The 17,421-nt window shown below is 72.4% G+C and carries 15 protein-coding genes and 1 riboswitch; of the genes, 12 read left to right on the forward strand and 3 right to left on the reverse strand.

The genetic code is table 11. The features are described 5' to 3' along the window. The first annotated feature begins 141 nt into the window (after positions 1-141). The 6 genes from L2K70_RS05415 (at position 142) to L2K70_RS05440 (ending at position 8,219) form a co-directional block, all read left to right on the forward strand. Positions 142-1,551 carry a prenyltransferase/squalene oxidase repeat-containing protein gene (locus L2K70_RS05415; protein ID WP_236400104.1) on the forward strand — a complete coding sequence of 470 codons (1,410 nt, stop codon included), beginning with the start codon at positions 142-144 and terminating at the stop codon, positions 1,549-1,551. A gap of 126 nt (positions 1,552-1,677) precedes the next feature. Then, positions 1,678-1,795: riboswitch (cobalamin riboswitch) on the forward strand. A gap of 76 nt (positions 1,796-1,871) precedes the next feature. Next, positions 1,872-3,563, forward strand: a complete 1,692-nt coding sequence (locus L2K70_RS05420; protein ID WP_236400107.1) for a prenyltransferase/squalene oxidase repeat-containing protein — start codon at positions 1,872-1,874, stop codon at positions 3,561-3,563. A 5-nt stretch (positions 3,564-3,568) separates the two neighbouring features. After that, positions 3,569-4,657 carry an MSCRAMM family adhesin SdrC gene (locus tag L2K70_RS05425; protein ID WP_236400110.1) on the forward strand — a complete coding sequence of 363 codons (1,089 nt, stop codon included), beginning with the start codon at positions 3,569-3,571 and terminating at the stop codon, positions 4,655-4,657. A 6-nt stretch (positions 4,658-4,663) separates the two neighbouring features. Further along, positions 4,664-5,776 carry an energy-coupling factor transporter transmembrane component T gene (locus tag L2K70_RS05430; RefSeq protein WP_236400113.1) on the forward strand — a complete coding sequence of 371 codons (1,113 nt, stop codon included), beginning with the start codon at positions 4,664-4,666 and terminating at the stop codon, positions 5,774-5,776. Further along, entirely contained in the window at positions 5,773-7,374 is a 1,602-nt protein-coding gene (locus tag L2K70_RS05435; RefSeq protein WP_236400116.1) for an ABC transporter ATP-binding protein, read from the forward strand. Before L2K70_RS05430 ends, L2K70_RS05435 begins: the two co-directional genes overlap by 4 nt. Beyond that, positions 7,371-8,219, forward strand: a complete 849-nt coding sequence (locus L2K70_RS05440; protein WP_236400119.1) for an ECF transporter S component — start codon at positions 7,371-7,373, stop codon at positions 8,217-8,219. The genes L2K70_RS05435 and L2K70_RS05440 overlap by 4 nt, the downstream gene beginning before the upstream one ends. Here the strand turns inward: L2K70_RS05440 and L2K70_RS05445 are convergent. From L2K70_RS05445 to L2K70_RS05455, 3 genes are read right to left on the reverse strand one after another with little or no spacing between them, the layout of a single operon-like run. Continuing rightward, positions 8,200-9,369, reverse strand: a complete 1,170-nt coding sequence (locus L2K70_RS05445; protein ID WP_236400122.1) for a PQQ-dependent sugar dehydrogenase — start codon at positions 9,367-9,369, stop codon at positions 8,200-8,202. The two genes, L2K70_RS05440 and L2K70_RS05445, sit on opposite strands and share 20 nt — an antisense overlap. Beyond that, positions 9,366-10,265 carry an EamA family transporter gene (locus L2K70_RS05450; protein ID WP_236400125.1) on the reverse strand — a complete coding sequence of 300 codons (900 nt, stop codon included), beginning with the start codon at positions 10,263-10,265 and terminating at the stop codon, positions 9,366-9,368. The genes L2K70_RS05445 and L2K70_RS05450 overlap by 4 nt, the downstream gene beginning before the upstream one ends. 9 nt (positions 10,266-10,274) lie before the next feature. Further along, positions 10,275-10,847: a PadR family transcriptional regulator gene (locus tag L2K70_RS05455; RefSeq protein WP_236400128.1), complete on the reverse strand. Its 573-nt coding sequence runs from the start codon at positions 10,845-10,847 to the stop codon at positions 10,275-10,277. Between the two features lie 57 nt (positions 10,848-10,904). Between L2K70_RS05455 and L2K70_RS05460 the strand changes: the two genes are divergently transcribed. From L2K70_RS05460 to ilvD, 6 genes are all read left to right on the forward strand, one after another. Further along, entirely contained in the window at positions 10,905-11,924 is a 1,020-nt protein-coding gene (locus tag L2K70_RS05460; protein WP_236400131.1) for an ATP-binding cassette domain-containing protein, read from the forward strand. Continuing rightward, positions 11,921-12,760 (forward strand): ABC transporter permease, encoded by an 840-nt coding sequence (locus L2K70_RS05465; RefSeq protein WP_236400134.1) that lies wholly within the window; start codon positions 11,921-11,923, stop codon positions 12,758-12,760. The genes L2K70_RS05460 and L2K70_RS05465 overlap by 4 nt, the downstream gene beginning before the upstream one ends. Positions 12,761-12,800: 40 nt before the next feature. Next, positions 12,801-13,904, forward strand: a complete 1,104-nt coding sequence (locus L2K70_RS05470; RefSeq protein ID WP_236400136.1) for a WD40/YVTN/BNR-like repeat-containing protein — start codon at positions 12,801-12,803, stop codon at positions 13,902-13,904. Positions 13,905-13,964: 60 nt separating this feature from the next. Next, positions 13,965-14,432, forward strand: coding sequence for an SRPBCC family protein (locus tag L2K70_RS05475; RefSeq protein WP_236400139.1), 468 nt, complete (start codon positions 13,965-13,967; stop codon positions 14,430-14,432). A 465-nt stretch (positions 14,433-14,897) separates the two neighbouring features. Next, positions 14,898-15,668: a helix-turn-helix domain-containing protein gene (locus tag L2K70_RS05480; protein ID WP_236400142.1), complete on the forward strand. Its 771-nt coding sequence runs from the start codon at positions 14,898-14,900 to the stop codon at positions 15,666-15,668. A gap of 43 nt (positions 15,669-15,711) precedes the next feature. Next, positions 15,712-17,403: a dihydroxy-acid dehydratase gene (gene ilvD, locus L2K70_RS05485; RefSeq protein WP_236400145.1), complete on the forward strand. Its 1,692-nt coding sequence runs from the start codon at positions 15,712-15,714 to the stop codon at positions 17,401-17,403. Positions 17,404-17,421: the final 18 nt, after the last annotated feature.

The raw sequence follows: 17,421 nt of genomic DNA on the forward strand, positions 1-17,421 counted from the left end.
CACACCCTTACGAGCGGTCTAGACAACTTGTTACCGTGGTCGCGCGTCACATTGGTCACATCACCAACGAAACGCTCGTGCCACGAGGGGGCTGGCGGCTGCATGCCGTCGTGGGGCTCCCGCGCGAGCGGGAAGGAAGTCATGCACCATCGCATTCGACCCATCCGCACCGCAGCCGTAGCGCTGTCGACGGTCGCCCTGGGCGCGGGAGTGATTGCCGCTCCGCCCGCCACGGCTGATCCCTCGTCAGCCCTGAGGAGCGCCAAGGCCGCCGTCAACACCGACAGCACGCCGTCGACGATCGCCGCCGAGTGGATGGCCGGTGAGCTCACCAACGGCCTCGTCGTCGGGGACTTCGGCCCCGACTTCGGCCTCACCATCGACACCGGCATGGCGCTCGCGACCGTCGCCAACCAGGGCGCGACCGTCACCGCCATCAGCAACGCGCTCGAGCCGCGCATCGCCGAGTACGTCGGCGACGGCACCAAGGAGTCCTACGCCGGAGCGCTCGCGAAGGCGGCGACGTTCGCCCGCACCGCCAAGAAGAACCCGGTCAGCTACGGCGGGGTCAACCTCGTCGCGCGCCTCGAGGAGCGCACCGCCGACGTCCCGGCCGACCCGACCAAGGAGCCGCAGGCCGCCGCGATCGCCGGTCGCATCTCCGACAAGTCGGAGTTCGGCGACTTCGCCAACGTCGTCGGTCAGTCCTACGCCGTCCGCGCCCTCGCGCTGGCGCGCTCCGCGGAGGCGGGTGCCGCCCGAGACTTCCTGCTCAAGCAGCAGTGCGCCTCGGGCTACTTCCGGCTCGACCTCGACACGGCGAACGTCCCCAGCCAGTCCTGCACCGAGGGCGTCGCCGGGAGCGAGGCGGACACCGACGCCACCGCGCTCGCGATGATCAACCTCATCGAGTCCGGCGACCGCAGCGCCACCGTCACCACCGCGCTCGACAAGGCCAGCGCCTGGCTGGCGAGCAAGCAGCGCAGGAGCGGGGCCTTCCGCAGCTCGGGTCCCGGCGCCTCGATCAACTCGAACACGACCGCCCTCGGCGGCTACGCGCTCGGCCTGATGCGCAACCGCGACGCCGCGCTGAAGGCAGCGCTGTGGGTCCGCAAGAACCAGCCCGTGGACAAGTACAAGTGCCGCACGGCGCTGACCAAGGACACCGGTGCCGTCGCGTTCCGCAAGGACCGCATCAAGCCCGCCTCGACGACCGGCATCCCGGCGAGCGCGCGCGACGAGTGGCGTCGTTCCACCGCCCAGGCGATCCTCGGCCTCCAGTTCGCCCCGGCGAGCAAGGACGCCCTCAAGATCGTCTCGGTGCGCAAGCAGGCCCGCGCCGGTGAGCGGGTGCAGTTCCGCGTCTTCGGCCTCGCGCCCAGCGAGAGCGCCTGCCTGCAGGTCAAGGGCGACTTCGTCCGGGTCAAGGGCAAGAAGACCGGCGACAAGATCGTGCGCAAGCTGCAGCTGCCCGCGGGCAACCAGCGTCGCGTGGCGCTCGTGAAGACCTCGGACGACGAGGCCCGTACGTCGCTGAAGGTCCGCAACTGACGCGACCCGCACCACCAGCTGAACCACCGCGTCGGCCCGGCATTCCTCCCATCTCAGGGATGCCGGGCCGACGTGCGCTCCGGGCATTGGCGGGGCTAGGCTGCGCTGGCCGCACCCGACCGGGTCGGCACCACACACGCCCGAGGTGGGGAAAGTCGGTCCGAAACCGACGCTGACCCGCAACCGTGGGCACGGGAGCGATCCCGTGCAAGCCGGAACACCTGCCTCGACGCGTCTTGAACACCATCGCTGTCGAGGAATGCAGCGAGGCTGACCGGTGCATGCCGACCTTGCCTCGCTGTCGCAGCGAGGAAGGAACCATGAAGCTCATCTCAGGGCTGGCAGCCGTCGCGCTCGCCGCCTCCACCCTCGCCCAGGCCGTGCCCGCCACCGCCGCCACATCCGCCCAGGCCGCTGATGCGGCGGGTGACTGGATCGCAGCCGAAGTCCCCGTGGCGCTCGCCGGAGGCGCTTTCACCTACAACCCCGGGCAGCTCATCGACGCAGGCCTTGCGCTGTCCGCGACGGGCCACCAGGCCGAGGCCGAGGACGTCAGCGAAGCGCTCGACCCGTTCCTCGTCACCACCGAGAAGGACCAGTACGGCTACGTCAAGGCCGACGAGTACGAATTCGTGGCGCCGTACACCAAGCTCGGCACCGGCCGGTACGCGAACCCGACGGCGAAGGCGACCGCCTTCACCCTTCGCGCTGGCCTCGATCCGGCGACGCAGTACAGCGACGTCGACCTCGAGGCGCAGCTCGAGGACCTGACCAACGACACCACCGGTCGGATCGAGGACGACAGCACCTACGGCAACTACGCCAACAACATCGGTCAGGGCTTCGCCGTGGAGGCGCTGGCCAACCTGGAGTCGACGGAGACCGCCAAGGCGACCGACGCCCTGCTCGCCCAGCAGTGCCCTGCGGGCTTCTTCCCCCTCGACGTGGACGAGCCGTGCGCGACCTCGCCGAGCCAGCCCGACGTCACCGCGCTCGTGGTGATCTCGCTGGTCGAGTCCGGTCTCACGACCCCCGCGGTGACCGAGGCGATCGCGGACGCCGCCGACTGGCTGGAGTCCTTGCAGCTGGCTGACGGCTCCTTCCCCGGTGACGGCGGTGCCGCGGGTGCCAACACCAACGGCACCGGACTGGGTGGCTGGGCGCTCGGTGAGGCAGGTCGTTCGACGGCCGCCGCCGAGGCCGGCGCGTGGACCCGTGCGCTGCAGGTCTCCGACGCCGGCGCGTGCGCCACGCAGGCACCCACCGGCGCCATCGCCTACAACGCGGAGGACTTCGCGGCGGGCCGGGCCAACGGGCTTGGCACTGCGCGCAACACGTGGCGCATCGCCTCCTACCAGGCTGCTCCCGCCCTCGCGTGGGCGCCGGCCGCCTCGGGGCCGCTCGCCATCTCGACGCCTGCCACCGCCGCAGGCTCGTCGACGGTCACCGCGACGGTCACGGGTCTCGCCGCAGGCGAGTACGGCTGCATCACGTTCGGGTCGACCGCTCGCTCAGTCAAGGGCACCGGCGCGCCGGTGACGGAGACCTTCACCCTTCCGGCGGGCCCCGGTTCGTCCACGTTCACGGTGACGACCCTGACCGACACGAAGTCGTCCACGACCACCGTTCCGGCGCCCACCGCGCCGACGGCGAACCCGACCCCGACCCCTGTGCCCGTGGTGGTGCCGACGGGAAGCCTCAAGGCGTCGAAGGTCGAGCTGGTGCGCAAGAACAAGGTCCGGCTCGGCGTGAAGTGCGTGGGGACCGAGACCTGCGAGGGCCGGCTCGTCGTACGGTCGAAGAAGGCCGTCGGCACCGGCGCCGACGCGAAGCGGATCGTCGTGGCTCGGGCGGCGTACTCCGTCGAGGCCGGGACGAAGGACACCCTCGTGCTGAAGGTCCGTCGCGCGGCTCGGCCGGCACTGCAGAAGGGCCGCCTGCGGGTCGTTGCGACCCAGTCGGCCAACGGTGCGGACACGGTCCGTACGGCCTTCTGGCTGAAGAAGGCGTGACCTCGATGTCTCGGGACATCCGTCGGTGGACGGCCCGCTTCGCGATCCTGGTCTGCGGACTGGTCGCGAGCGGGCTGTCCGTCGCTGCCCCGGCGGCGCTGCTCCCCGCTGCCCAGGCTGCGACGTGCACCACGTCGGGCGGGGTCAGCGTCGTCGTCGACTACCGCGAGCGCGGAGGGGCGACCTTCACCGCCTGCGCCCCTGACGGCGGCGGAAAGACTGCGAGCGCGATCTTCGCCTCGGTCGGCGTCCAACTGACCTACGCCACCCGGCAGCCGGGCTTCGTCTGCCGGGTCAACGGCGTACCGACGAGCGACCCGTGCGTCAACGCGTCGCCCGCGAACGCGTACTGGGGCCTCTTCTGGGCCGACGGCACGAAGTCATCGTGGACGTACTCGTCGTACGGCGTCGGCGGGCTGACGGTCCCCGCCGGTGGCTCCGTCGGCTGGTCCTGGCAGCAGGACCGGTCCGCGAGCGGCAGCGTGCCCCCGGGCATCGCCCCTCCGGTGGCGTCGGCCGCCAGTGCCACCCCGACCTCGGCGCCGACAACGGCGCCGTCGTCGCCCTCCGCCACGCCATCGAGCGGCGGCGGTTCGCAGTCCTCGAGCCCGACGTCGTCGCCCTCCCCGGGAGCGGGCGGCTCGGGCGGCGGCTCGACCGGCGGCACCGGGTCGGGTGGCGGCTCCAACGGCGGGTCCGGCTCGACCGGCGGCTCGGGCTCGTCCCCGTCGTCGTCGCCCTCGAGCACGCCAGGCGCGCCCACCGAGTCCCCGCTGTCCTCTGAGTCTCCTGGAGACTCACGGGCCAAGGCGGGGTCCGAGAAGGACTCCGGCAAGCGCTCGGGCAAGGGCTCTGACAAGGCCTCCGAGAAGGACTCGGACGATGAGTCCGTCGGAGACTCAGGTGCCGGCGACGGCCCCACCGACGATGAGTCTCCGGGAGACTCGACGACCAGCACGGCTGCGGAGGCGGGGGAGCCGAGCGCGGACCAGCCGGCCCGCATCCCGGCCGCTGTCACCTGGAGCGTCGTCGGCCTGCTCGCGATCGCGATCGCGGGGAGTGCCGTCGTGGCGCGTCGCAGACGGGGGGTCTGACGCGCCTTGACCGGACCGGCCGCGCCCGTGTGGGGACTGCCGCGTGACCTGCACCCGATCGCCTGGTGGACCTGGGCGATCGGGCTGGCCGCGGCGGCCTCCTTCACGACCAACCCGCTGCTGCTGCTGCTCGTCATGGGCTCGGCCACGGTGGTGGTGATGGCGCGCCGGTCCGGTCACCCCTTCGGCCGGTCGTTCCGGCTCTACGCCCTGCTCGCCCTCGTCACCGTGGTCATGCGTGTCGTCTTCCGGCTGGTCTTCGGTGGCCAGGAGGTCGGCCACGTCCTGCTCGACCTGCCCGAGGTCCCGCTCCCGGACTGGGCGGCCGGCGTGCGCCTCCTCGGCCCGGTCACCAGCGAGGCCCTCCTCGCCGGGCTGTACGACGGACTCCGGCTCGCCGCGATCATCCTGTGCGTCGGCGCCGCGAACTCGCTCGCCAACCCCAAGCGCCTGCTCGCGTCGGTGCCGCCCGCGCTCTACGAGATCGGGACCGCGCTCGTCGTGGCGGTGACGATCTTCCCCCAGCTCGCCGACAGCGCGCGTCGCGTCCGTGCGGCGCAGGCGCTCCGCGGAGGGGCGACCTCCGGCGTGGGCCGGCTCCGACGCTTCCTCGTCCCCGTCCTCGAGGACGCCCTCGAGCGCTCGCTGGCCCTCGCCGCCGGGATGGACACCCGCGGCTACGGTCGCTCCGGCGGGGCGTCGCGCGGCGAGCGATCGACGACCGGCGCGCTGCTGCTGCTCGCGCTCACCGGCATCTGCGTGGGGACGTACGCCTGGCTCGACCCCACGGCGCCCCGCGTCCTCGCGCTGCCGATGCTCGCCGCCGGTGCCGTCGTGGCCGTGCTCGGCCTCATCAGCGCCGGGCGCCGGGTGCACCGCACCCGGTACCGCCCCGACCCCTGGCGGACGCCCGAGCTGGTCACCGTCGGCATCGGCCTCGCCGTCGCGGTCCTGGGCTGGTACGTCGGCCACGCACAGGTCGCGGTCGCCTACCCGGGCGTCGACACGATGCCCTACCTCTCGCCGCTCGCGCTGGTCGTCGGGGTCCTCGGCACCGTCCCCGCGGCCGCGACGCCGGTGCCTTCCTCCGCGCTCACCGGACGGGAGGTGCCGGCATGAGAGGCGTCATCGAGCTCCGGGACATCGGTTTCCGCTACGACGAGCAGGAGGTCCTGCGCGCCGTCGACCTCACCCTCGACGAGGGTGAGCTGGTCCTGGTCTCGGGGCGCACGGGAGTCGGGAAGTCCACCCTGCTCGGCGTGGTCACCGGCCTGGTCCCGCGCTTCAGCGGCGGTGTCCTGAGCGGCGACGTGCTCCTCGACGGCGCCAGCATCGTCGAGCAGCCGCCGCGCGAGCGGGCGCACCTCGTCGGCTACGTCGGCCAGGACCCGCTCGCCGGGTTCGTCGCGGACACGGTCGAGGAGGAGCTCGCCTACGGCATGGAGCAGCTCGGTACCGCGCCCGAGACGATGCGGCGCCGCGTCGAGGAGACGCTCGACCTGCTCGGCATCGCCGACCTGCGCGCCCGCGACCTCCGGACCCTCTCCGGCGGCCAGCAGCAGCGGGTGGCGATCGGCTCCGTGCTGACCACCCACCCGCGCGTCCTCGTCCTGGACGAGCCGACCTCGGCGCTCGACCCGACCGCGGCCGAGGACGTCCTCGCGACCATCACCCGGCTGGTCCACGACCTCGGCCTGACCGTGCTGCTCGCCGAGCACCGGCTCGAGCGGGTCGTCCCGTTCGCCGACCGGATCGCGTTGGTCACCGGTGACGGAACGGTCCGCGTCGACGAGCCACGCTCGGTCCTGGCGGACTCGCCGGTCGCACCGCCGCTCGTCGACCTCGGCCGCCTGGCCCGGTGGGACCCGCTCCCGCTCACCGTGCGCGACGCACGGCGCGAGGCCCGCTCGCTCCCGGACCTCGCCCCGCCCGAGCCTGCGCCCGCGCGCGAGTCCCGGCCGGTGCTGGTGGCGCGGGGCGTCACGGTCGTCCACGGCGCCCTCGTCGCCGTGCGCGAGGTCGACCTGACGCTGTCGGCCGGTCACGTGACCGTGCTGATGGGCCGCAACGGCTCGGGCAAGTCGAGCCTCATCTGGGCGCTCCAGGGCACGGGCAGGCGCCGGTCCGGGAGCATCGACGTCGACGGCGACGACCCTGGGGAGCTGGCGCCCGCCGAACGTCGTACGCACGTCGGGCTGGTGCCGCAGACGGCCGCCGACCTGCTCTACCTCGAGTCCGTCGCGGAGGAGTGCGCCGCGGCCGATGAGGGTGCCGAGGCGCCGTCCGGCACCTGCCGCGGGCTGCTCGACCGGCTCGCCCCCGGCATCGACACCGACCTCCATCCGCGCGACCTGTCCGAGGGCCAGCGGCTGGCCCTCGCCCTCGCGATCGTGCTCACCGCCCGACCGCCGGTCCTGCTGCTCGACGAGCCCACGCGCGGTCTGGACTACGCCGGCAAGGCCGAGCTCGCCCGCATCGTCGCCGACCTCGCCGCGGACGGCCGGGCCGTGCTGCTCGCGACGCACGACGTCGAGTTCGCCGCCCACGTCGCCGACGACGTCGTGGTGCTCGCCGAGGGCGAGGTCGTCTCCAGCGGCCCGCCCCGGCGCGTGCTCGCGGAGTCGCCGTCCTTCGCGCCGCAGGTCACCAAGGTGCTCGGGCCACCGTGGCTGGTCGTCGAGGAAGTGGCCGCGGCCCTCGAGGAGGTACGGCGATGACGTCGACGCGGACCGTCGCGATGCCCATCGGCCCGCGCACCGCGGCGGTGCTCGTCCTGGCGTCACTCGCAGGACTGATGATGCTGTGCTGGCCGCTGCTGCTCGCCGCCGAGCCCGGTCAGCGGGTGGAGCCGCCCTTCGTCTTCCTCGGCCTGCTGTCGCTCGTGATCGTCGTGGTCCTCGCCGAGATGGGGGAGGGCGGCATGGACGCGCGCGTGCTCGCCGTGCTGGGTGTGCTGTCGGCGATCAACGCCGTGCTGCGCGGCTTCGGGGCGGGGACCGCGGGGATCGAGATGGTCTTCTTCCTGCTGGTCCTGGGCGGCCGGGTGTTCGGGGCGGGATTCGGGTTCGCCCTCGGCGTGACGTCGATGTTCGCCTCGGCGGTGCTCACCGCCGGGGTCGGTCCGTGGCTGCCGTTCCAGATGATCTGCGCCGCCTGGGTGGGGATGTTCGCCGGGCTGCTCCCGCGACGCGTCACCGGCCGCGGCGAGATCGTCATGCTCGTCGTCTACGCGGTCGTGGCCTCGTACCTCTACGGGATGCTGATGAACCTCAGCTACTGGCCCTTCACGCTCGGCATCGTCGTGCCCGACCACCAGGGCTCGCTGGCGTACGTCGCCGGGGCGCCCGTCCTCGAGAACGCCCACCGCTTCCTCGTCTACACGCTGCTGACGTCGACCGGCGGGTGGGACACCGGCCGGGCGATCACGACTGCGGTGGCGGTCGTCGTGCTCGGCCCGGCGATCCTCACGACGCTGCGCCGGGCGGCCCGACGCGCGGTCGTCACGCCCGGCACCCGCGCTGCCGCAGGTACGACGGGCGAGGTCAGGGCTGGATCACGATGATCCGGTCATCGGCCTCGGTCGGCTGACCGCGGCCGTCCCTGTTGGACGTCGTCAGCCACAGCTGGTCGTCCGGCGAGGCGACGACGGTCCGCAGCCGGCCGTAGTCCTCGGTGAAGAACGCCATCGGCCGGGACGCCTTCCCGCTGTCCGACACCCTGATCCGCCACAGCCGCTGACCTCGGAGGCCCGCCATCCAGAGGTGGCCGTCGGCGTACGCCAACCCGCTCGGCGAGGCCTGCTCGACCGGCCACACCAGCTGGGGGTCGATGAAGTCCGGCCCGCCGCCGGTGCCCTCGACCTCGGGCCAGCCGTAGTTGCCGCCCTTCTCGACGAGGTTGAGCTCGTCCCACGTCGAGTCGCCGAACTCCGAGGCCCAGAGCCGGCCCTGGTCGTCCCAGGCGAGGCCCTGGACGTTCCGGTGGCCGAGCGACCAGACGGGTGAGCCCGGGTCGGGGTTGCCGGGGGCGGGCCGGCCGTCGGTGGTGATCCGCAGGATCTTGCCGGCGAGGCTGTCGGGGTCCTGGGCGAGCCCGGGGTCGCCGGTCTCGCCCGTGGTGACGTACAGGAAGCCGTCGGGACCGAACGCGATCCGGCCTCCGTCGTGGATGAGGCCGGCCGGGATCCCGTCCAGGACGACGGTCGGCTCGCCCAGCTCGCCGTCCTCGAGCACGGCGCTCATGACCCGGTTGTCCGAGCCGGTCGTCACGTAGAAGAACAGGGTGCTGTCGGTGTCGAAGTCCGGGGACACCGCGACCCCGAGCAGGCCGGCCTCGCCCTGCGGGACCGCTGCGGTGATCGCGCCGAGCCGGCTCAGCGTGCCGTCGGGCGTGACCTCCAGGACCCGTCCGGTCTCTCGCTCGGTCACCACGGCGTCGCCGTCGGGCAGGAAGTCCACGCCCCACGGGACCTCGAGCAGGTCGACCAGCGTGCCGACGGCCCTCGGTCCCTCCGCGCCACCTCCCTGGTCCTCGCCCGTCGACCCTGAGTCGCTGGGAGACTCGCTCGGCGTGGGCTCGCTGGGCTGGTCGGTCGGCTGCGTCACCTGGGGGATCGGCGCGGGCGTGCCGCCGTCGCCGGAACACGCCGTGGTGACGCCGAGGACGAGGGCGAGGGCGGGCAGCACCGTCGAGGACCGGGCCAGTCGGGTCATGGAGCCAGTGTGCCGGGTTGGTGTGCGTGCTCTCCGGGCCTCTCCCCGGGCGTCGCTCCCGACCGGGTCGCACCGATCGAGGCCGCCACCACGCAGGCGATCGCCAGCCACTGCAGCACCGACAGGTGCTCGCTGAGCACCACGATCGCCGCGAGCGCCGCCGCCGCGGGCTCCAGGCTCATCAGGATCCCGAACACGGCCGGACGGAGGCTGCGCAGCGCGACGAGCTCGCAGCTGTAGGGGATGACCGAGCTCAGCAGGCCGACCAGGGCGCCGATGAGCAGCACCCGCCCGTCCCAGAGCCCGGAGCCGGCGCTCAGCAGCGCGGGCAGGGTCATGCCGATCGCGGCGACGATGCTCGCCACCGCAAGTCCGTCGAACCCGGCCCACCGTCGCCCGGTGCTCGCGCTGAGCAGGATGTACGCCGCCCACGCGGTGCCGGCGAGCAGCGCGCACGCCACCCCGACGGGGTCCAGGTCGGCCGGGTGGAACCCCAGCAGCACGACGCCCACGCCGGCGAGCAGGACCCACACCAGGTCGCGCGCGTGTCGCGAGCCCAGGACCGCGAGGGTGAGCGGTCCGATGAACTCGATCGTCACCGCGATGCCGAGCGGGATCCGCGAGAACGCCTGGTAGATCCCCCAGTTCATCGTGGCCAGGCTGGCACCGAAGCCCAGCACGACCAGCCAGTCCTGCCGGGTCCGCCCCGACAGCCGCGGCCGCGCCACTGCCGCCAGGACCAGCGAGCTGGTGACCAGGCGCAGCCACACCATGGCGGTCGGCGAGATCTCGCCGAACAGGCCCTTGGCGATGGCGGCGCCGACCTGCACCGAGAGGATGCCGACGAGGACCAGGCCGACGGGCCCGAGCAGGGAGCGGCTCGGGCGGGTGGTCACCCCCGAAGCCTAGGGAGTGGCCTCGCCCTCGCTGTCGTCGAGGCTCGCGAGCGCCTGGCGGGTGTGCCGTTCCTCGGCGGCGAAGTAGTCCAGCCCCCAGTCGGCGACCAGCGCCGGGAACCGGAACGGCTCGCCGGGGCTGTCGGCGCCCCGCAGCGCCGCGCGGACGTCACCGAGGTCGGCGCGCGCCCGGTCGAGCTCGGCGAGGTAGTCGTGGAGCATCTCCCGGGTCCGCGCCGGCTCGCTCGCGTGCCCGACGAGGAGCCGCAGCAGCACCGGGTGCTTGAGGACGGGGAAGCCGGCCGGCGTCTCCGCCATCCACGTGCGCAACGCGTGCTGCCCCGCGTCCGTGATGGCGTACGACGTCACCTCGCGCTCACCGTCCGCCCGCGCGTCGGCGCGCACGAGGCCGTGGTCGGCGAGGCGGCGCAGCTCGGTGTAGATCTGGCTCATCGCGGGGGAGACCCAGTAGAAGCGCAGCGTGATGTCGGCGCGCTGCTTGATCTCGTAGCCGGTCAGCTCGTCGCCGAACGTGAGCAGGCCGAGGATCGCGTAGGACGTCACCGGAAGGTCTTGACTCATCTCTCCGTCAGGGTAGTGTTCCTAATCGGAATAGTCACGGAGGGGACGGTCAACGGGGTGGGACACGATCACGCGATCGAGGCAGAGGGACTGGTCAAGGAGTTCGGGGACACGCTGGCGGTCGACGACGTCAGCTTCGCCGTGCCGCGGGGGACGGTGCTCGGGCTCCTCGGCCCCAACGGCGCCGGCAAGACCACGACGGTGCGGATGATGACGACGCTGACGCGGCCCACGCGTGGCACGGCGCGCGTCGCGGGGTACGACGTCCTCACCGATCCCGCCGCCGTCCGTCGGTCGATGGGGCTCACCGGGCAGTCGGCCACGGTCGACGAGCTGCTGACCGGGCGGGAGAACCTCTGGCTGATCGGGAGCCTCTACGGGCTGGACAGGAAGACCACCGAGCGGGTCGGCGGTGAGCTGCTCGAGCGGTTCTCGCTGACCGGCGCCGCGGACCGGGTCGTCAAGACGTACTCCGGCGGCATGCGCCGGCGCCTCGACCTCGCGGTCAGCCTGGTCGCCACGCCGCCGGTCCTCTTCCTCGACGAGCCGACCACCGGCCTCGACCCGCGCAGCCGCGTCGAGCTGTGGGACGTGCTCCGCGACCTCGTCGAGGACGGGACGACCCTGCTGCTCACCACGCAGTACCTCGAGGAGGCCGACCAGCTCGCCGACGACATCGTCGTCATCGACCGCGGGACGGTCATCGCCCAGGGGACGCCGCTGGAGCTCAAGGACGCCTCCGGCAAGGCGTCGCTCGTCGTCACGGTCTCACGCGCCGACGACCTGGCGGCTGCCGTGGAGCGCGTGCGCGGCGCCGGGCTGGAGGCCCACGTCGAGGAGGCCGCGCGCCGGATCACGGCTCCGGCCGAGGGGCTGGGCGACGTGACCCGCATCGCGGCCGTCTTCGACGGCAGCGGGATCGAGATCGACGACCTCGGGCTCCAGCGACCGAGCCTGGACGACGTGTTCCTCAACCTGACCGGCCACCGGGCCGAGGAGGTCCCGGACGCCGGCGAGGACGTCGGTGACAGCACCGTGGGGGACGACGCCCACGAGGACCAGGAGGTGCGGGCATGAGCCACACGGAGCACGGCACCCTCGAGCGGCCCGAGATCCGCCACACGTCGCTGTGGCACCAGTCGGTCACGATCTTCCGGCGCAACCTGATCCACATCAAGCGGATGCCGGAGATGCTGCTCGACGTCACCATCCAGCCGGTGATGTTCGTGCTGCTCTTCGCGTTCGTGTTCGGCGGAGCGATCTCGGTGGCCGCCCCGGCCGGCTACCGCGAGTGGCTGCTCGGCGGGATCATGGGTCAGACGATCGCGTTCGCGGCCTTCATCGTCGCGGTCGGGCTCACCGCCGACATCGACAAGGGCATCATCGACCGGTTCCGGTCGCTGCCGATCAACCCCGCGGCGATCCTCGTCGGTCGCAGCATGTCGAGCATCACCCACTCCTTCATCGGCATCATCGTGATGTCGCTGACCGGGCTCGTCGTCGGCTGGCGGATCCGCGGGTCCGTGCTGGAGGCGCTGGCGGCGTACGGCCTGCTGCTGCTGTGGGGTTTCGCGATGATCTGGGTCGGCATCCTCGTCGGGTCGGCCATGCGGTCGGTCGAGGCGGTCAACGGGGTCATGTTCACCACGATCTTCCCGCTGACGTTCCTGTCCAACGCCTTCGCTCCGTCCGAGCGCATGGGCACGGTGCTGCGTGCGATCGCCGAGTGGAACCCCATCTCCGCGCTCGTCCAGGCGGTCCGCGAGCTCTGGGGCAACACCGGCCCGGCACCCGCCGACTCGCACCTGCCCATGCACCACCCGGTGCTCTTCACGATCCTCTGGACGGTCGGGATCACCGCGGTGGTCGCGCCGCTGGCGCTCCGGACCTTCCGCAACCGCACGATGCGGTGACCGGCACGACCAGTTCGTACGACCCAGATCGGAGCTCCGCATGTCGCGCACGTTGTTGATGGTCGGCACCCGCAAGGGCCTCTGGATGGGCACGTCCGACGAGGCGCGTGCGTCCTGGGAGTGGACCGGGCCGCACTTCCCGATGGAGGAGGTCTACTCCGTCATGATCGACACCCGCGGCTCGTCCCCGCGGCTGCTGGCCGGCGCCTCGTCGAGCTGGCTCGGCCCCCAGGTCTGGCGGTCCGACGACCTGGGCTCGTCGTGGGACGAGACGCCCAACGGCGCGGCCCGCTTCCCCGAGGACACGGGCGCGACCCTCGCCCGGGTGTGGCAGCTCCAGCCCGGGGTCTCCGACGACGGTGGGGACGCTGTCGTGTGGGCCGGCACCGAGCCGGGCGCGGTCTTCCGCTCCGACGACCGCGGTGAGACCTTCTCGCTCGTCCGCGGGCTGTGGGACCACCCGCACCGCGAGGAGTGGAACGCGGGTTTCGGCGGGCAGGCCTTCCACACGATCGTGCCACACCCGCAGGACCCGTCGCGTGTGCTCGTCGCGCTCTCCACGGGAGGGGTCTACGTCACCTCCGACGGCGGTTCGACGTGGGAGCCGTCCAACACCGGCGTGAAGGCCGAGTTCTTCCCCGGCGAGCGCAACTACCCCGAGTTCGGCCAGTGCGTGCACAAGGTGGCCCGCGACGCGGTCGACCCCGACCGGCTCTACCTCCAGAACCACGGCGGGGTCTACCGCTCCGACGACGGCGGCGCGACGTGGAACGACATCGCGCCCGGTCTGCCGACCGAGTTCGGCTTCGCGATGGTCGCCCACCCGCATCGCGGGGACACGGCGTACAGCTTCCCGATCACGGGTGCCGAGGCCCGCTGGCCCGTCGACGGCAGGGCGCGGGTCTACCGCACCACCGACGCGGGTGCGTCCTGGGAGCCCCTCGGCGAGGGCGCCCTGCCCGACGGCTACTTCACCGCGGTGATGCGCGACGCGATGTGCACCGACGACCACGAGGAGGTCGGCCTCTACTTCGGCGGGCGCAACGGCGGTGTGTGGGCATCCCCCGACGAGGGCGCGTCGTGGCAGGAGATCCACAAGGACCTGCCCGACGTCCTCGTGGTCCGCGCTGCCCGACTCGACTGAACCTCGTCCCCGCGAGCCGATCTCGGTCCGCCCGGCCCGGCTCGGGTCTAACCTCGGCGCATGGCCGAGTTCACGCTGGCGCGCAGCACCCGCATCCAGGCGCCGGTCGCCCGCATCCACTCCCTGCTCGACGACTTCCACCAGTGGCAGCGCTGGTCGCCGTGGGAGGGCGTCGACCCCGACCTGAAGCGGGAGTACTCCGGCCCGCCCGCCGGCGTCGGGTCGACGTACCACTGGTCGGGCAACGCCAAGGCCGGCGAGGGCGAGATGCGGATGACCGAGTCGAGCACCTCCCGCGTCGCGGTCGACCTCGACTTCCTGAAGCCCTTCAAGGCCTCCAACGTGATCACCTTCGACCTCGCCCCGGCCGGCGACGGGACCGACGTGACCTGGACGATGACGGGCACGCGGAGTGCACTCATGGGAGTGCTGGGCAAGCTGTTCTTCGACAAGGCGATCGGCGGCGACTTCGAACGCGGCCTGGCCGCACTCAAGCGCGAGGCCGAGGCGAAGCCCCCGGCTTCCTGACGCGTCTCCCGCCGCTGGCTCAGCCCCCGGCGCCGCGCGACCGTTCTGAGTGGCGACCCCGTCCATCCTGACCCCCGGGGCCACCCGGTCGACGAGCGCCGTACCCGCGCTTGCCCGTGAGTCTCCCAGCGACTCATGGGCGCTCGGTCGTAGGGCCGGCGCTCACGCTGGCCCGTGAGTCGCTGGGAGACTCACCATCTTCTCGAGTCGCGGTCCTCACCCGCCCGCCGGCACTGGCTCGTAAGTCCCTCAGGGACTCACGGCCGAGCGGCGGGGAGAGGACGTGCCGATCGGGGGATTTCTGCCTTCTGGCGGGCCACCGAGTGTCCACAGGCCGCGACTCCGCCGCGGGAGGATCGCGGGCTGTGGACAGGCACGCGACCGGTGTCGGCTCGTTCCCCTGTGCTGGTCGTACGACGCGCTCCGGACGAGGGCGTGCACGATCTACGGGTGAGGGGTGGCGGCGTGGACGACACATCAGGAGCAGGGATGGAGGAGATCGCCGAGGGTGCGGTCAGCGAGGACGTCGACCGTCTCGACGACCGGCTCGGCGACGGGCTCGACGATGGGCTCGATGACCGGACGAGTGATGGCGCGATGAGCGACGAGGAGGCGGAGCAGCTCTCGGCCGAGCGTGCGGCATGGGACTGCATGGCGAACTGGACGCAGGCCGAGCGGGACGTGTGGGCGATGGGGCCGTTCGACGGCGGCATCCCGGGGATGGTGCGGCGGGTGCGGAGGATCCTCGACGTGTCACAGCGAGGGCTGGCGGCGCTCCTGCACGTCTCGCAGTCGGTCGTGGCGCAGTGGGAGACGGGGCGGACGAGTCCGCGGATGAGCGTGATGGAGCGGCTGCTGCGCATGGCACGACTGCGGATGCGGTTCGAGGAGAGGGAGACCGGCGAGCAGGTGGAGCCGATGCGGGCGGACGGTGCCCGCAAGCACGGAGGGAGCCGCTACCCGGCGCACACCGACCTCAAGGCGCTCGACTGGTGGGTGCCGCGTCGGCTGCGGACGATGACGTCGATCGAGGCGCTCCGCTGGCGGGACCACTCCAGGCGGGTGGGTGACCCGGGCATTCACTACCGGTCCTCGGCCTACTGGCGACGGATCGAGCGCATCATCCACGGGACACCGGACGACCACCCGGCGGTGCACCAGCTCGTGGCGGAGGTCAGGTCCCTCGACGAGGAGCGGGAGGACCGCAGACGGGCGAGGTACGGCCCTGCCGCCTGAGACACGACCGTTCCGGTCGTGGTGCGCGCACTAGCCTGACGCCATGAGCCACGCACCAGACGGACCCGACATCAAGCCCCGGAGCCGTGCCGTCACCGACGGACTCGAGGCCACCGCCGCGCGAGGGATGCTCCGGGCGGTCGGCATGGGCGACGACGACTGGGCCAAGCCGCAGATCGGCGTCGCGTCGAGCTGGAACGAGATCACGCCCTGCAACCTCAGCCTCGACCGCCTGGCCAAGGCGGTGAAGAGCGGCGTCCACGCGGCCGGCGGGTACCCCCTCGAGTTCGGCACGATCTCGGTGTCGGACGGGATCTCGATGGGGCACGAGGGCATGCACTTCTCCCTCGTCAGCCGCGAGGTCATCGCCGACTCGGTCGAGACCGTGATGATGGCCGAGCGGCTCGACGGCTCGGTCCTGCTCGCCGGGTGCGACAAGTCGCTGCCCGGGATGCTGATGGCGGCGGCGCGGCTCGACCTGGCCAGCGTGTTCCTCTACGCGGGCACGATCATGCCCGGTCAGGTCGACGGCAAGGACGTCACGATCATCGACGCCTTCGAGGCGGTGGGCGCCTGCCTGGCCGGCAAGATCACGCGCGAGAAGGTCGACGAGATCGAGCGCGCGATCTGCCCGGGGGAGGGCGCCTGCGGTGGGGCGTACACCGCCAACACGATGGCCAGCGTCGCCGAGGCGCTGGGGATGTCGCTGCCGGGCAGCTCGTCGCCGCCGGCCGTGGACCGCCGCCGCGACGGGTTCGCCCACAAGTCCGGTGAGGCCGTGGTCAACATGCTGCGCGAGGGCATCACCGCCCGCCAGATCATGACCAAGCCGGCCTTCGAGAACGCGATCACGATGGCGATGGCGCTCGGAGGTTCGACCAATGCGGTCCTGCACCTGCTGGCGATCGCCCGCGAGGCCGAGGTCGACCTGACCCTCGACGACTTCACCCGCATCGGTCGCAACGTCCCGCACCTGGCCGACATGAAGCCGTTCGGCCGGTTCGTCTGGACCGACTTCGACCGCGTCGGCGGCATCCCCGTGCTGCTGCGCGCGTTGCTGGACGCCGGGCACCTGCACGGCGACGTCCTCACCTGCACCGGCAAGACGATGGCGGAGAACCTCGCCGACCTCGACCCCAAGCCGCTCGACGGGGAGATCCTGCGCCAGCTGGACCGGCCGATCCACAAGACCGGCGGCCTCACCATCCTCAAGGGCTCGCTCGCCCCCGAGGGGGCGGTCGTCAAGAGCGCCGGCTTCGACGACTCGACCTTCACCGGCACGGCGCGCGTCTTCGACGGCGAGCGCAAGGCGCTCGACGCGCTCGCCGAGGGTGCGATCCAGGCCGGCGACGTCGTGGTGATCCGCTACGAGGGTCCGAAGGGCGGCCCGGGCATGCGCGAGATGCTGGCCATCACCGGGGCGATCAAGGGCGCCGGCCTCGGCAAGGACGTCCTCCTCATCACCGACGGCCGCTTCTCCGGCGGCACGACCGGCCTCTGCGTCGGGCACATCGCGCCCGAGGCCAGCGACGGCGGGCCGATCGCCTTCCTCCGGGACGGCGACCGGATCACCCTCGACGTCTCGAACATGACCCTCGACGTCCACGTCGACGACGCCGAGCTCGCGCAGCGTGCCGAGGGCTGGGAGCCGCTCCCGCCGAAGTACACCCGCGGCGTGCTCGGCAAGTACCGCAAGGTCGTCCAGTCCGCCGCGCACGGAGCGGTCTGCTACTGATCCGACCGCGCGGTGGGC

This window comes from Nocardioides potassii, assembly GCF_021648885.1.
Classification (GTDB): Bacteria; Actinomycetota; Actinomycetes; order Propionibacteriales; family Nocardioidaceae; genus Nocardioides; species Nocardioides potassii.

What these genes read in the sequence shown, in the direction of transcription:
- L2K70_RS05415 (WP_236400104.1), top strand. Translation starts at nt 142, where the DNA reads ATGCACCATCGCATTCGACCCATCCGCACCGCAGCCGTAGCGCTGTCG.
- L2K70_RS05420 (WP_236400107.1), top strand. Translation starts at nt 1,872, where the DNA reads ATGAAGCTCATCTCAGGGCTGGCAGCCGTCGCGCTCGCCGCCTCCACC.
- L2K70_RS05425 (WP_236400110.1), top strand. Translation starts at nt 3,569, where the DNA reads ATGTCTCGGGACATCCGTCGGTGGACGGCCCGCTTCGCGATCCTGGTC.
- L2K70_RS05435 (WP_236400116.1), top strand. Translation starts at nt 5,773, where the DNA reads ATGAGAGGCGTCATCGAGCTCCGGGACATCGGTTTCCGCTACGACGAG.
- L2K70_RS05440 (WP_236400119.1), top strand. Translation starts at nt 7,371, where the DNA reads ATGACGTCGACGCGGACCGTCGCGATGCCCATCGGCCCGCGCACCGCG.
- L2K70_RS05445 (WP_236400122.1), bottom strand. Translation starts at nt 9,369, where the DNA reads ATGACCCGACTGGCCCGGTCCTCGACGGTGCTGCCCGCCCTCGCCCTC.
- L2K70_RS05455 (WP_236400128.1), bottom strand. Translation starts at nt 10,847, where the DNA reads ATGAGTCAAGACCTTCCGGTGACGTCCTACGCGATCCTCGGCCTGCTC.
- L2K70_RS05465 (WP_236400134.1), top strand. Translation starts at nt 11,921, where the DNA reads ATGAGCCACACGGAGCACGGCACCCTCGAGCGGCCCGAGATCCGCCAC.
- L2K70_RS05470 (WP_236400136.1), top strand. Translation starts at nt 12,801, where the DNA reads ATGTCGCGCACGTTGTTGATGGTCGGCACCCGCAAGGGCCTCTGGATG.
- L2K70_RS05475 (WP_236400139.1), top strand. Translation starts at nt 13,965, where the DNA reads ATGGCCGAGTTCACGCTGGCGCGCAGCACCCGCATCCAGGCGCCGGTC.
- ilvD (WP_236400145.1), top strand. Translation starts at nt 15,712, where the DNA reads ATGAGCCACGCACCAGACGGACCCGACATCAAGCCCCGGAGCCGTGCC.